This window comes from Curtobacterium pusillum (assembly GCF_007680845.1).
GTDB lineage: Bacteria > Actinomycetota > Actinomycetes > Actinomycetales > Microbacteriaceae > Curtobacterium > Curtobacterium pusillum_B.
In genome coordinates this window covers 59187-72591 of sequence record NZ_VEIY01000007.1, presented here as the reverse complement: position 1 = coordinate 72591, position 13405 = coordinate 59187, and the positions used below count along the sequence as shown (strand labels likewise).

At 73.9% G+C, this 13405-nt stretch carries 12 protein-coding genes; 9 read left to right on the top strand and 3 right to left on the bottom strand.

Going from position 1 to position 13405, the window contains the following annotated elements:
- The first annotated feature begins 44 nt into the window (after window positions 1–44).
- The 4 genes from FS825_RS14730 (at window position 45) to FS825_RS14715 (ending at window position 6251) form a co-directional block, all read left to right on the top strand.
- Window positions 45–1982: a hypothetical protein gene (locus FS825_RS14730; protein ID WP_144714338.1), complete on the top strand. Its 1938-nt coding sequence runs from the start codon at window positions 45–47 to the stop codon at window positions 1980–1982.
- 218 nt (window positions 1983–2200) lie between these two features.
- The gene (locus tag FS825_RS14725) at window positions 2201–3670 is read left to right on the top strand and encodes a hypothetical protein (RefSeq protein WP_144714336.1); all 1470 of its coding nucleotides are present in this window, start codon (window positions 2201–2203) and stop codon (window positions 3668–3670) included.
- A 196-nt stretch (window positions 3671–3866) separates the two neighbouring features.
- Window positions 3867–5489 carry a putative Ig domain-containing protein gene (locus tag FS825_RS14720; RefSeq protein WP_144714334.1) on the top strand — a complete coding sequence of 541 codons (1623 nt, stop codon included), beginning with the start codon at window positions 3867–3869 and terminating at the stop codon, window positions 5487–5489.
- A gap of 129 nt (window positions 5490–5618) precedes the next feature.
- The gene (locus FS825_RS14715) at window positions 5619–6251 is read left to right on the top strand and encodes an FMN-dependent NADH-azoreductase (protein WP_144714332.1); all 633 of its coding nucleotides are present in this window, start codon (window positions 5619–5621) and stop codon (window positions 6249–6251) included.
- Between the two features lie 154 nt (window positions 6252–6405).
- Here the strand turns inward: FS825_RS14715 and FS825_RS14710 are convergent, their stop codons facing one another.
- Window positions 6406–7449: an MBL fold metallo-hydrolase gene (locus FS825_RS14710; protein WP_144714330.1), complete on the bottom strand. Its 1044-nt coding sequence runs from the start codon at window positions 7447–7449 to the stop codon at window positions 6406–6408.
- A gap of 85 nt (window positions 7450–7534) precedes the next feature.
- Between FS825_RS14710 and FS825_RS14705 the strand changes: the two genes are divergently transcribed.
- Window positions 7535–8584 carry an ATP-dependent DNA ligase gene (locus FS825_RS14705; protein WP_144714328.1) on the top strand — a complete coding sequence of 350 codons (1050 nt, stop codon included), beginning with the start codon at window positions 7535–7537 and terminating at the stop codon, window positions 8582–8584.
- Between the two features lie 78 nt (window positions 8585–8662).
- A complete protein-coding gene (locus tag FS825_RS18725) occupies window positions 8663–8806 on the top strand; it encodes a hypothetical protein (RefSeq protein WP_186377267.1) in 144 nt (47 codons plus the stop codon).
- 3 nt (window positions 8807–8809) lie between these two features.
- On the opposite strand, the gene ligD is transcribed toward FS825_RS18725, so the two are convergent.
- The gene (gene ligD / locus FS825_RS14700; protein ID WP_144714326.1) at window positions 8810–9829 is read right to left on the bottom strand and encodes a non-homologous end-joining DNA ligase; all 1020 of its coding nucleotides are present in this window, start codon (window positions 9827–9829) and stop codon (window positions 8810–8812) included.
- 411 nt (window positions 9830–10240) lie between these two features.
- Between ligD and FS825_RS14695 the strand changes: the two genes are divergently transcribed.
- The 3 genes from FS825_RS14695 to FS825_RS14685 are packed head-to-tail and all read left to right on the top strand — an operon-like array spanning window position 10241 to window position 12894.
- Window positions 10241–11077: a DUF429 domain-containing protein gene (locus tag FS825_RS14695; protein ID WP_144714324.1), complete on the top strand. Its 837-nt coding sequence runs from the start codon at window positions 10241–10243 to the stop codon at window positions 11075–11077.
- 9 nt (window positions 11078–11086) lie between these two features.
- Window positions 11087–12289 carry a glycosyltransferase gene (locus FS825_RS14690; RefSeq protein ID WP_144714322.1) on the top strand — a complete coding sequence of 401 codons (1203 nt, stop codon included), beginning with the start codon at window positions 11087–11089 and terminating at the stop codon, window positions 12287–12289.
- Window positions 12286–12894 (top strand): uracil-DNA glycosylase family protein, encoded by a 609-nt coding sequence (locus FS825_RS14685; protein WP_144714320.1) that lies wholly within the window; start codon window positions 12286–12288, stop codon window positions 12892–12894. Before FS825_RS14690 ends, FS825_RS14685 begins: the two co-directional genes overlap by 4 nt.
- 33 nt (window positions 12895–12927) lie before the next feature.
- Here the strand turns inward: FS825_RS14685 and FS825_RS14680 are convergent, their stop codons facing one another.
- The gene (locus FS825_RS14680) at window positions 12928–13356 is read right to left on the bottom strand and encodes a DUF6892 domain-containing protein (protein ID WP_144714318.1); all 429 of its coding nucleotides are present in this window, start codon (window positions 13354–13356) and stop codon (window positions 12928–12930) included.
- Between the last annotated feature and the right edge of the window lie 49 nt (window positions 13357–13405).

Below are 13405 nucleotides of genomic sequence, written 5' to 3'. Positions count from 1 at the left end.
CCTCCCGGGTGCTCCGTCCAGCACCGAGCATCCAGGGGGATCCCATGCACCAGTCCTGCACCGCCGGCTTCCGGCGGAGCGCCGCCGTCGGCGCGGCCGTCGCCATCGTGGCCGCGTCGTCCGCGTTCGGCATCGGCGCCACCGCGGCCGTCGCCGACGACGGCCCCACGGCCAGCACACCCACCACGACCATCACGACCGGCTCCAGCACCAGCACCAGCAGCGAGCAGCCGGGAGGCGCGGCTTCCGTCGACACCGCCGCCCCCGCCGACGAGACGGTCATCACTCCCCCCGCGGCCCCGGCGGACGGGTCTGCCGCGGCACCCGCCCCGGACCCGTCCGACACCCCGGCCGCGACGCCCACGCCGCCCGCCTCCGACACCGGCACCGGCGCGCCCACCGCACCCGCCGCGACGGAAGCCCCGAGCACGCGCACCACCAACACCGACACCACCACCCCCGACGCGCAGGCCGCCGCCGCCCCGGCACTCGCGTTCCCCGAGGGCACCAGCGCCGCCGCCCCGCTCGCCCTCACCGCCACCGCGGGCGACACCGTCAGCCGGACCTTCACCGCGACCGGGGGCAGCGAGCCCGTGCGCTACTGGGTCCTCGGGAAGACCGGCACCACCGTCGGCGACGGCTCGTTCGCCCACGACTTCTCCTTGGACCAGGCGACCGGCGTGCTCTCGGGTACCGCCAGGATCGCGCAGACGTACTCGTTCCGGATCGTCGCGACGAGCGGCTCCGAGCGCGCCACCGAGTACGTCCAGCTCACGGTGAAGCCCGGCGCACCCGTCGGCGTCACCTACTCGGTCTCGTCGTCGGACAACGTCGGCATGTGGCAGGTCGAGGCGGACGGCGTCGTCTGGGAGCAGGCGATCGGCCAGGGCCGCGTCAGGATCGTCCCGGACGTCCCCGCTGTCACCGGTTCGTCGCTCACCCTCGCGGGTCTCGCGATCGACGCGTTCAGCAACCGCACCACCCCGGGCGGCGACGACGACCCGTACCCCCGGTCGATCGCCACGAGCACGGTCGCCTCGGACCGGATCGTGTGGAGCGACACGGGCTCGAACACCGTGACCTTCACGGAGCCGGGCACCCGGACGATCACGGTCGCCGAGGGCGGGGTCTCGACCTCGTTCACCGCCGTCGTCACGGCGCAGCAGCTCGCGTTCGAGGACGGCTCCTCCGCCGACCACCCGATCGCCGTCGGTGCCACGGCCGGCGAGCCCTTCACCCGCCCGTTCCCGGTCTCGGGCGCCGCCGAGGAGGTCCGCTACGAGCTCCGCAGCGCCGGCGGCCAGCCGTTCGACGACTCGTCCGCGCCCGACGGCCCCGAGGTCTCGGTCGACCCGACGACGGGCGTACTCACCGGGACGGCGACCACGGCGGGCTCCTTCCCGTTCGAGGTCGTCGCGACGAGCGGCGGACAGGAGGCCGTCGCCCACGTCGAGCTGACCGTCTCCCCGGCCGCCTTCGCGGGGTTCACGGTGGGCGTCATGGCGACCGACCGCACCGGGTCGGAGTCATGGGGTGTCGACGGTGACACGGTCACCCACTTCGTCGACGGAGCCGAACCGGAGCGGGTCGACGCGATCCCGGTCCGGCAGGGCGACCGGATGCTGGTCCTCGCCGTCCCGATCGACGCCTACGGCAACGCGGTCGCGGACCACGACGACCTCACCATCACGAGCGACGTCGCGACCGACCGGATCGCGTACGACCCGGACACCGCGGCCACGTGGGTCACGTTCGAGCACGCCTCGCCGCACATCGTGACGGTCGCGTACCAGGACCGGACGCAGGCGATCCCCTTCGCCGTCCAGCCCGTGGCGGCGCCGGCCGGATCAACGACGAACACGTCCTCGGGGAGGCTCGCGTACACCGGTGCGGACACGTCCGGTCCGCTCGCGTGGGCGCTCGGCCTGCTCGCCGCGGGCGGCGGTCTGCTGGTGCACCGTCTGCGTCGGCGTCGCGCCTGAGACGCGAACCGCCGAGGACGGGAGGCGCGGTGCCGGCCCGCACCGCGCCCCCCGTCCTCCACGTGCGCGATTCTGTACAAAACCCCAGGTGAGGGCCGGTAGTTCCGTGATGGAACTGCAACCTTCGTGCCGGGTCGGACAGCCCGCGACGGGGTTACCTTCAGCCGTGGTGGGAACGCACGTCCGCGAGTCCCGATCACGTTCCCAGGGGGGAATCCATGCACCAGTCCAGCAAGCCGCCCGTCCGCCGGGCCGTCACGATCGCCGTGTCGATCGCGGCGACCGCCGTCGCCTCCGTGCTCGGTGTCGGGACGGTGGCGTCCGCCGCACCCGTGGCCACCGCGCCGGCGACCGCGAGCCCGGCCGCAACGGCGAGCGCGCCCCCGACCGCTTCCCCGACGGGGACCCCGGCCGCTTCCTCGAGCCGGACCCCGGCCTCGAGCCCCAGCCCGGCCGCGACCGCGAGCCCGACCGCCAGCCCGAGCACGATCGCAACGACCGGCCGCACCGCCGCCGCCGCCGCAGCCGCGACCGCCGCAGACGCAGCCGCCGCAGCCGCCCCGGAGGCCCCGAGCGACGGCAGCGACCTCGCCTTCACCGAGCCGTCCACCGAGGCCGCCCCGCTCGCCCTCACCGCCACCGTCGGCACGCCGTTCAGCCACACGTTCCACACCACCGGGGGCACCGGCACCGTGGCCTACGCGATCCAGGACGCCCCGAACGCCGACTACACCGTCAACGTCGAGACCGGCGTACTGAGCGGCACCCCGACCACCGCCGGGACGTTCGACTTCGAGGTCGTCGCCCTCAGCGGCTCGACCCAGATCACCGAGTACGTCCGGCTCACCGTCGCACCCTCCCCGCTGGTCTTCACGGAGCCGTCGACGAAGGCCGCGCCCCTCGCCCTCACCGCCACGGCCGGCACCACGTTCACGCACAGGTTCAGCACGACCGGAGGAACGGGCTCGCTGGCGTACGCGATCCAGGACTCCCCGTCCCAGGACCTCACCGTCAACGTTGAGACCGGCGTCCTGACGAGCACCGTGACCGCGGCGGGCACGTACGACTTCGAGGTCGTCGCCCTCCGCGGCACGGCGACCGCGACGGAGCACGTCCGGCTCACCGTGCTGCCGGCGGCGCCCGTCGGGGTCCTGGCGATCGTCGACACCGCGCAACCGTCGCACGTCCTCTGGTCCGTCGCGCCCGGCGGGACGATCACGGCCTTCGACCCCGAGGGACACTCGCTGGGGACCATCGCTGCGATCGAGGCGTCGACGGGCAGCACGCTCGAGGTGTCCGGCCTGGCCGTCGATCGCTTCGGCAACCTGACCGCACCCGGCTCGACGGGACACCCGGCAGCGGCGACCGTGACGAGCTCGGTCGCGTCCGACCAGATCGTCCGGGACGCATCCGGCGTCGTCTCACGGATCACGTTCCCGCACGCGTCGGAGCACCGGATCACGATCACCCAGGGCGGGGCGTCGACGACCTTCCTGGTCCGGGTCAGCACGACCGTCGCGGTGGGGGTCACCACGACCACCCACACGTCGGCCGGCACGGGGACGACGCCGACGCTCGCGTACACCGGCGCCGACGAGACGACCCCGCTGGCCTGGACCCTCGGGCTCCTCGCCGCCGGCGCCTCGCTCCTGCTGGTCCGCCTGCGAGGCCGTCGCCGTCGCGTGTGAGGTGACCGCCTGACGGACGGGAGGCGCGGTGCCAGCTGGCACCGCGCCTCCCGTCTGCACCCCCAAGCCGGGTCACATTTCGATCGCGACCGGCGGGGTCGGGATCGCCAGGCCCTACGATCCGAGCAGGGCCGAGGATTCTCGGCAGATTCTTACGATCCGGCACCCGACCGGACCTGAACACCTGGGGGAACGCGTGCGCCGAAGCACCTCCACCGTCCGCCGCGCGTGCGCGGTCGGCACCACCGTCGCGCTCATCGGTCTCACGACCGGGCTGGGCATCATGACCGCCACGTCGGCCTCGGCCGACGGGCTCGACCCGGTCGCCGGGGGCACCGGCGCCGAGGCTCCGGCCACGCCCGGCACCTCGACGCCGACGGACGCGCCGAGCACACCTGCAGCCGACCCGAGCGAGCCCGCCGCCGACCCCGGCACTGCTGACCCGAGCGCTCCCGCCGCTGACCCGAGCGAGCCCGCCGCCGACCCGAGCGGATCGGCCACGCAGCCGACCGACACCGTCACCGCGCCGCCGAGGGCGATCACGCTGCCGCACCGACCCGCCGCCACGGACGCAGGCACGGACGTCTCCGTCGCCGCCGCCCCGTACACCGCGACGATCACCGGGACGCCGAAGGTCGGCGAGACCCTCGGTGTCACGGTCACGGGCTTCGACGACGGGTCGTCCTACACGTACCTCTGGACCGACGAGGACGCGACGGTCCTGTCGCACTCGGGCACCTACACGATCGGCGCGGCCGAGGTCGGCAAGACGATCACCGTGCTCGTCACGGGCTCGCTCCCGGGCGAGACCGCGACCGACACCACCGACACCGCGGTCACCCAGACCCCGGTCTTCGTCGACGCGGACGGCCAGCCCGTCACCGACGGCGCGTCCTCCGACGAACCCCTCGCGCTGAGCGGCACCGCGGGCGAGGCGTTCTCGTACACCTTCCGCGCCACGGGCTCCCCGACGCCGAAGCTGTCCCTCTCGTGGTTCTACCCGGACGAGGAGTCCGACGACACCGACCCCGAGGACGACAGCACCCCGACCGACCAGCTCCCGGACGGCATCACGTTCGACCCGACGACCGGTGTCCTCAGCGGCACCACGGACTGGGCCACGTACTACGACTTCGCGATCACGGCGACGAGCGGCACCGAGTCCGTCACGCAGTACGTCGAGCTCACTGTCGACGCCGCCGCCCCGCTCGGCATCCAGGTCCTCACGGGCGACCGGTCGCTGCTGACCTCGGAGGGCCCGACCGACTCCCGCGCGTGGATCGTCGACACCGACGGCTCGATCTACACCCTCACGACCGAGGAGACCGACGACGGGTCCTCCACGGAGATCACCGAGGGCGGCCGTCCCACCGTGCGGCAGGGCCAGTCGCTGTTCGTCTCCGGTGACCTCGTCGACCGCTACGGCAACTCGGTCGACGACGGCTCCGGCGAGTACGCGCTGCCGACCGTGACCTCGGACGTGGCCTCGGACATCATCACGCCGGACCCCGACCTCGGTGACTTCGGCTTCGTCGACGTCCGCTTCCCGCACGCGTCGATCCACACCCTGACCGTCGCGTCCGGAGCCTTCGCCACGTCGTTCGGCGTGCAGGTCGTCCCGACCCCGGCGACCACGACCGTCCCCACGGTCGCGACCGGGCCGACCGTCACGACCGGGACGACCGGGACGACCGGTCGGCAGCTCGCCTACACGGGCACCGACGCGACGGGCGCCCTCCCCTGGGCCCTCGGACTCGTCCTCGCCGGTGTCGGTCTCATCGGCGCCCGCTCGGTGCGCCGCCGTCGCGCCCAGCGCTGACGCCACGGACGCCTCCCGTCAGTCGCGTGCCCGCGTGGCTGACGGGAGGCCCACCCCGGCCCCGCCCCGCCCGTCACCGGCGCGGCGGGGCCGTCCTCGTCGTCGGCCGTCGGTCGGTAGCGTGGGGCCATGCCCACCCTCCTGCACATCGACTCCTCGGCCGACCTCGCGCACTCCCGCTCCCGCGCACTGACCGCGGCCTTCGCGGACGCCTGGCGTGCGCGCGGCCCGGAGTACACCGTGGTCCGCCGTGACCTGCACGTCGACCAGCTCCCGCACCTCGAGACCTCGGCGCTGCACTGGGCCGCGGCCGACCGCACCGCCGACGAGGTCGTGGCCCCGGAGGCCGACGCGCTCCGGCAGGAGGTCATCGACGAACTCCTCGCCGCCGACGTCGTCGTGGTCGGGGCGCCGCTCTACAACTACACGGTGCCGTCGACGCTCAAGGCGTGGATCGACCGTGTCCACGTCCCCGGTGTCCTGGTCGGCGACGTGCAGCCGGTCGCCGGGCGTCCCGTCGTCACGGTCGTCAGCCGGGGCGGGACGTACGACGCCGGCACGCCGACCGAGGGCTGGGACCACGGGTCACCCGTGCTGCACCTCATCCTCGGCACGGCGCTCGGCATGAAGCTCTACCCGGTGACGGTGAGCGCCACCCTCGCCGACCGGCTGCCCGACCTCGCGCCGCTCGCGGACCACGCGGCGGCGGAGTTCGCGGACGCGAAGACGACGCTGGAGCGGCTCGCGGCGACGCTCGGCTGATGCGCGCAGTGTGGTGTCGTGTCGTGTCGCCGGGGTCGAACCACGGATCCGACGTGGAACCACGGCGGCGCGCTGGTTCGTCGTCGTGTTCGTGGTTCGACCCCGCGCGGGCGCGGGCGGGCGCGGGGCGGCCCGGCGGGCTCCGGCGGGCGGGTCAGGCGGGGCGGATCTCGTCCGCCCGGCCGAGCAGGTCCGCGTGGAACGCCGTCTGCGTCAGCGCGCTGGCGAGCAGGAACCCGGTCATCGACTCGATGCCGCCGCTGAACGGCACGCGCGCGGCGACCTCGACGAGCGTCGGGTCCTGCAGGGCGTCCAGTGCCTCGGCCACGTGCCGCGACCGCTCCTCCCGGTGCCGGGCGAGCGTCCGGGCACGGCCGACGACGTCCCGGAAGCGGTACTCGTGTCCCGGGCAGACCTCGAGGTCGGCGTACCCGTCGAGCCGTCCGAGTGACGCGAGGTAGTCACCGAGTGGGTTCGTCGCCGTCCGCCCGCCGAGGCCGATGCCGGAGTTGATCCGCGGCAGCACGTGGTCGCCGGTGAAGAGCAGCTCGTCGGCCTCGTCCACGAAGCAGCAGTGCCCGGCAGTGTGGCCCGGCGTCCAGAGCGTCCGGATCGACCTGCCCACCACCGGGAGTTCGTCGCCGTCCTCGAGCAGGAGGTCCGCGAACGGTTCGGACGTGCGCCCCAGCCCGATGCGCCGCCCGCTCCCCCAGGCCTCGACGACGCCGGCCCGCAGGTCCTCCGGCAGCCCCCACGTGGCGATGTCGACGTCGTTCCGGGCGGCGTCGTCCCGCTCCCGACGGAGTGCCTCGACCTCGAGCCGGTGCATCGCGACGCGGGCGCCACTCGCCCGTCGGATCGCGGCGGCCGCGCCGAGGTGGTCGGCGTGCAGGTGCGTCACCACGACGAGGGCGACGTCGTCGAGCGTCCGGCCGATCGTCGCGAGGCCGGTGCGGAGCCCCTCGAGCCCGTCGTCGGACGACCAGCCCGGGTCGATGAGCGCGAGCGACCCGTCCGACCCCTCGACGACGTAGACGAGGGTGGCGTCGGGCACGCCGAACCGGAACGGCACGGACAGGGTCCAGACGCCGGGGCGGACCTCCTCGACGGGCGGCAGGACGCCGTCGCGGAGCGCGGCGGCCTGTACGGGGCTGATCGGTTCCGGTGCCGGGGCTGCCGGCGGTGGCACGGTCGTCACTCCACAAGCCTATTCGCCGACCACGTCGTCCACAGGGGCGGCGCGATCTGCCGAGCCGCGCCTCCTGGCCGTGTAGACAGGGCGCATGGAGATCGCACCGATGCTCGCGAAGGCCGTCGCCACTGTCCCCGAACCCGACAGCGTCCGCGGGGGCCTGCGGTACGAGCCGAAGTGGGACGGCTTCCGCGGCATCGTCACCATCGACGGCGACGACGTCGAGATCGGCAGCCGCGGCGCGAAGCCGCTCACCCGGTACTTCCCGGAGCTGGTCGAGGCGTTCCGTGCGCAGTTCGGCGGCCGGGACCACCCGGTGGTGCTCGACGGCGAAGTGGTCCTGCGCTCCGGGGAGCCCGGTGCCGAGCGGCTCGACTGGGAAGCCCTGTCGCAGCGGATCCACCCCGCCGCGTCGAGGATCGCGAAGCTCAGCGTCGAGACGCCGGCGCAGTTCGTCGCGTTCGACCTGCTCGCCGTCGACGGCGCGGAGCTGCTCGACCGGCCGTTCGACGAGCGCCGGGAGCGGCTCGAGGCACTTTCCGCCGACCTCGTCGACCCGCTGTTCGTCACCCGCACCACGCTCGACGTCGACCTCGCGCGCGAATGGCTCACGACGTTCGAGGGCGCCGGGCTCGACGGCGTCGTGGCGAAGCCTCGGGCGAAGCCGTACGAACCGAACAAGCGCTCGATGCTCAAGGTGAAGCACCACCGCACCGCCGACGTCGTCGCGATCGGCTACCGGGTGCACAAGAGCGGGACCGGGGTCGGGTCGTTGCTCGTCGGCCTGTACGGCGACGACGGGGAGCTCCGGCAGGTCGGCGGCGTCTCGGCGTTCTCGGACAAGCGTCGGGCGCAGCTGATCGACGAGCTCGAGCCCGTGGTCGTCCGCGATGACGACGGCGCTGCGGTCACCGGCGAAGGCGAACGGTCCCGGTTCTCGTCGGGGCGCGACACGTCGTTCGTCCGGCTGGAGCCGTCCCTGGTGCTCGAGGTCCGGTACGACCAGATGGAAGGCGACCGGTTCCGGCACACCGTCCAGTTCGAGCGGTGGCGTCCGGACCGGGACGCCTCGTCCTGCGGGTTCGAGCAGCTCGAGGTGCCGTCGGCCTACGACCTGCGGGATGTCCTGCTGTCCGATTGACGCTCCTGGTCCGGATTAGTTAGGCTGCCTAGTAGTTTCGGGGCGCGGACGAACCGCGACGACTGACGGGAGCGGGACATGATCATCGACGGCATCAGCGACGCTCACCGCGCGACCTGGTCGCGTCTGACGCGCCTGCACACCGCGAGTGTGGCCCTGCCGACCCAGACCACCCGGGTCCTCCAGCCGAAGCTCCTCGGCGACGAGTCCGGCGTCGCCTGACCCCTAGGCCTTCTTCGCGCGGGACGGCTGCACACGCGGCGGCTCGCCCGGCATCTTCGGGAAGTCCGGCGGGAAGGGCAGCTCGCCCTCGCCGTCGGCCAAGTCACGCTCCCACCACTCCAGCAGCGGTGCGATGCTCGCCGGTTCGGCGTGCATGTCCTCCCACGGGTCGCCGGTCGTCACCAGCCGCTCGGGTACCGTCCGCACGGTGAAGGCCTTCGGGTCCGTCGCGTCCAGCTCGTCCCAGCCGATCGGGGTGGAGACGCTCGCGTGGGCCAGCGCTCGGGGACTGTAGGCACCCGCCATCGTCCGGTCCCGGTTCGCCTGGTTGAAGTCCACGAAGACGCGCTGCCCGCGCTCCTCCTTCCACCACGCCGTCGTCACCCGGTCCGGCATCCGCCGCTCGAGTTCCCGAGCGGCGGCGATCACCGCGTGCCGGACGTCGAGGAACTCGTGCTCCGGCCGGATCGGCGCGAACACGTGCAGGCCGCGGTTGCCGCTCGTCTTGATCCACGCCGTCAGCCCGGCCTCGGCGAGGACCTTCCGCAGCTCGTGGGCGATCGGGACGGTGTCGCGGAAGTCGGTGCCCGGCTGCGGGTCGAGGTCGATGCGGAGCTGGTCGGGGTGGTCGGAGTCCTCGGCGCGGGACGCCCACGGGTGGAACACGACGGTGTTCATCTGCGCCGCCCACACCGCGACCGCCGGCTCGTCGATGACGAGCTGCGGGTGCGACCGTGCGCTCGGGTACGTCACCGTGACGGAGCGGACGTAGTCCGGTGCGCCCTTCGGCGGGTTCTTCGAGAAGAACTGCTCGCCGTCCACGCCGCCCGGGAACCGCTGCAGCGAGATCGGTCGGTCGCCGTTCGCCCGGACGAACGCGGCGCCGACGGCGACGAGGTACTCCGCGAGGTCGAGCTTCGTGATCCCGGCCTCCGGCCAGAGCACGCGGGAGGGGCTGCTGATCCGGACCTCCCGGTCGCCGTCCGGACCGGGCACCGTCAGCGTCGTCGCGTCGCTCGCCATGCAGCGGACCGTACACGGCGCCGCCCGAGCCCGCCCGGGCCCGCCCGGTCCCGCCCGCTCCCCGAGCGGGCGAAGTACGTCCCGCTCGCCGCACCCCGGCGGCCGGTTCCGCCCGCTCGGCAGTCCACCTACGGCGTGTTCTGCCCGCTCGGCTGGCGGGGCGCCCGCTCCCCGAGCGGGCGAAGTACGTCACGCTCGCCGCACCGCGGCGGCCGGTTCCGCCCGCTCGGCGGAGCGCCCGCGGCGTGTCCTGCCCGCTCGGCGGATCGGCGCACGGAACGTCCGCGGCGTGTTCTGCCCGCTCGCGGATCGGCCCACGGAACGCCCGCGGCGTGTTCCGCCCGCTCGGCGGATCGGCCCACGGAGCGCCCACGGCGTGCCGGCCCGGCCGCCGTGCGAGACGATGGGCCGGTGAGCGCGTACCTCGGAGTCGACCTGGCGTGGGGACTCGGCACCGACCGGAAGCCCGCGAACGAGACCGGCCTCGTGGCGATGGCCGAGGACGGCACGATCACCGACGCGGGATGGGCCCGCGGAGTCGACGCCGTGACGGCCTGGATCGCAGCGCACCTCGGCGAGCGCTCCCTGATCGCCGTCGACGCCTCCCTCGTCGTGACGAACCCGACCGGGATCCGCGAAGCCGAACGGCAGGTCGGTCAGCGCTACGGCCGGTGGAAGGTCGCGGCGAACCCGACCAACCTCGCCTCGGCGGCGAGCGCCGGCGCCCGCCTGCTCGAGCGCCTGACCGCGCTCGGCGTCGGGTACGCCGACAGCACGGCCACGATGCGAGAGCGCACCGGTCCGACCGTGTTCGAGTGCTACCCGTACACGACGCTCGTGGGCGTCGAGGAGCTCGGCTACGACGTCGAGCGGCCCCGGTACAAGCGACTCGACCTGAAGCTGCCACCGGCGACGGGCCGTGCCCGGCGGGCGGAGGCGTTCGACGACCTGGTCGACCGGCTCCGGACGACGCCGCTCGACCCGCCGCTGCTCCTCGACACGCACCCGCTCACCGCCGGGCTCGCCGATGCCTCCGTGCTGCACGGGCCGACGCACAAGCACCGGGAGGACCTGCTCGACGGTGCCCTGTGCGCCTGGACGGCCGCGTTCTGGGAGCGGCACGGCGACGACCGCGTGCAGATCCTGGGAGCCGACCCGAGCCTCCCGTCCGACCCGCTGGACGAGGCGGGCGGACGGCCCGTCATCGTGGCCCCGGCGCGCCCGTCCCAGCGGCGCCCCCGCGGCTAGTCTTGACCGGTGACGACCACCACCGAACCCCTGCACATCGGGCTGGTGTCGCTGCACACCTCCCCCGGCGACGAACCGGGTTCGGGCGAGGTCGGCGGCATGAACGTCGTCGTCCGCCACCAGGCCGAGGCGCTCGCCGACCGCGGCCACCACGTCGACATCATCACGCGCCGCTCGTCCCCGACCCAGCCCGACTCGGTGTCACTCGTACCCGGCGTGTGCCTGCGGTTCCTGTCCGCCGGGCCTGCCGAGACGGTGCCGAAGGGCGAGCACGACGCCTTCATCGAGCCGTTCCGCCACGAGCTGGCCGAGCTCGGCGCGTTCGACGTCCTGCACTCGCACCACTGGTTCTCGGGCGCTGCCGCACTGCCCGTCGCCCGCGAGCGCGGCATCCCGCACGTGCAGTCCTTCCACTCGATCGCGGCCGACAGCGACACCCCGCTGTCCGAGGGCGAGCGCCCGGAGTCCGCGGGTCGCATGGCCGGCGAAGCATTGCTCGCCCGCGAGTCCGACGCGGTGGTCGTCGTGTCATCGGCCGAGGCGGACACCGTCCGGACGCGGCTCGGCGGGGACGCCGCGCGGATCTGGATCGTCCCGCCGGGGGTCGACGGGTCCGTCTTCCGTCCCGCGGCCGCCGGCGCGCGCCGTGCGGACGTCCGGTACGTCGTCGCAGCGGCGCGGGTCCAGCCGCTGAAGGGCCTGGACCTCGCGATCGAGGCGATCGCCGGCATCAGCCAGGAGGCGCGACCCACCCTCGTCATCGCCGGGGACGCCTCGAGCGAAGCGGGCGACTACGTGGACGAACTGCGTCGGCTCGCCGCCGAGCGTGGGATCGCCGACCGCGTGACGTTCGTCGGTCCGCAGTCGCGGGCCGACCTGGCGTTCCTGTTCCGCGGCGCGGCAGCCGTGCTGGTCCCGTCGCACTCCGAGACGTACGGGCTCGTGGCGCTGGAGGGCTCCGCTTCCGGGGTGCCCGTCGTCGCCGCCGCTGCCGGTGGCCTGCGGGAGGCCGTGGTCGACGGCGAGACCGGCGTCGTGCTCGAGTCCCGCGACCCGGGCGTCTGGGCGGCGGAGATCGAACGGATCCTGACCGATGCGGCGTACTCGGCTTCGCTCGCGGCTGCCGGGCGGGAGCACGCCGAGCGCCTCAGCTGGGAGCGCTCGGCCGCCGGTCTCGAGGGCGTGTACCGACGGGTGCTCGGACGCTCGTGAGCGGGACCGGGCGCTTCGACGGGTTCTGGGGGGCGCTCGACGCGGTGCCCGTGGCCGACGACGCCGAGGCGCTGTACGACGTCGAGTCCGAGGAGGGTCGGCTGCGACGATCGAACCTGTCGCGGTACCTGTCGCTCGTCGGTGAGGGCGCGGACACGCTGCTCGTCGCCGAGGCCCCTGGCTGGCGCGGCATGACGAACACGGGCGTGCCGTTCACGAGCATGCGGGAGCTCGGGCGGGAGTACCTCGTACCGCCCGCTCCGACCGCGCCGTGGGAGGCGTCCTCCCGGGTCGTGCAGGCAGCGCTCGAGTCCTGGCAGGGGGCGCTGCCGCTGGCGTGGGCGATCTTCCCGCACCACCCGTTCGCCGCTCCGGACCGGCTGACGAACCGGACGCCGCGACCGGCCGAGGTGCGGGACGGGGCGCCCGTCGCGCTCGCGCTGCTGGACGCCCTCGGCGGTGCGGCTGCGGTGCGGGTCGTCGCGGTGGGGCGGAAGGCGCAGGGGGCGCTCGCGCTCGCGGGCATCGACGCGGTGGCGGTGCGGCACCCGGCGCAGGGCGGTGCGCGGCAGTTCACCGAGCAGTTGCTGGCGCTCGACCACTAGCGCGGGGGCCGGGCCGCCGAGCGACCGGCGGGGTCAGGCGGAGCGGACCTCGACGCCCTTGGCGGCGAGACGCTCGGCGACGTGCGCCGGCAGTGGTGCGGCGGCGTACACGGTGGTCAGGGCCGGCAGGTCGAGCACGTCGTCCCAGTTCTGCGGGTCGTAGCGGTCGTCGGACCCTTCCCACCCGGGGTGGACGTCCTGCAGGACCTCGAGGTCGGTGTCGACGGTGAGTTCGGTCACGAGGGACAACTGGGACGGCAGGAGCTCGAGGTCGTCGTAGTACTCGCGGGCCCGGTCGTCCTGCCCCTCGACGTCGAGGTCCTCGTCGGTCTCGTCCTCGTCGTCGCCGGCGTAGGGCTCGAGGACGTCGAGGTCGTAGCAGAGGACGTCGAGCACGAGCAGCTTCGCGTTGAAGTCCGCGAACTCGACGGGTTCTTCGGTCGTGGTCGACTCGTCGTACATGGCTCGGAGCGTAGCGGTCCGACCCCGAGGACGTCCGGGGTCAGCGTGT

Bases quoted from the DNA above. Each gene is read 5' to 3' on its own strand.
- FS825_RS14730 (WP_144714338.1), top strand. From the start codon at position 45: ATGCACCAGTCCTGCACCGCCGGCTTCCGGCGGAGCGCCGCCGTCGGC.
- FS825_RS14725 (WP_144714336.1), top strand. From the start codon at position 2,201: ATGCACCAGTCCAGCAAGCCGCCCGTCCGCCGGGCCGTCACGATCGCC.
- FS825_RS14715 (WP_144714332.1), top strand. From the start codon at position 5,619: ATGCCCACCCTCCTGCACATCGACTCCTCGGCCGACCTCGCGCACTCC.
- FS825_RS14705 (WP_144714328.1), top strand. From the start codon at position 7,535: ATGGAGATCGCACCGATGCTCGCGAAGGCCGTCGCCACTGTCCCCGAA.
- FS825_RS18725 (WP_186377267.1), top strand. From the start codon at position 8,663: ATGATCATCGACGGCATCAGCGACGCTCACCGCGCGACCTGGTCGCGT.
- ligD (WP_144714326.1), bottom strand. From the start codon at position 9,829: ATGGCGAGCGACGCGACGACGCTGACGGTGCCCGGTCCGGACGGCGAC.
- FS825_RS14680 (WP_144714318.1), bottom strand. From the start codon at position 13,356: ATGTACGACGAGTCGACCACGACCGAAGAACCCGTCGAGTTCGCGGAC.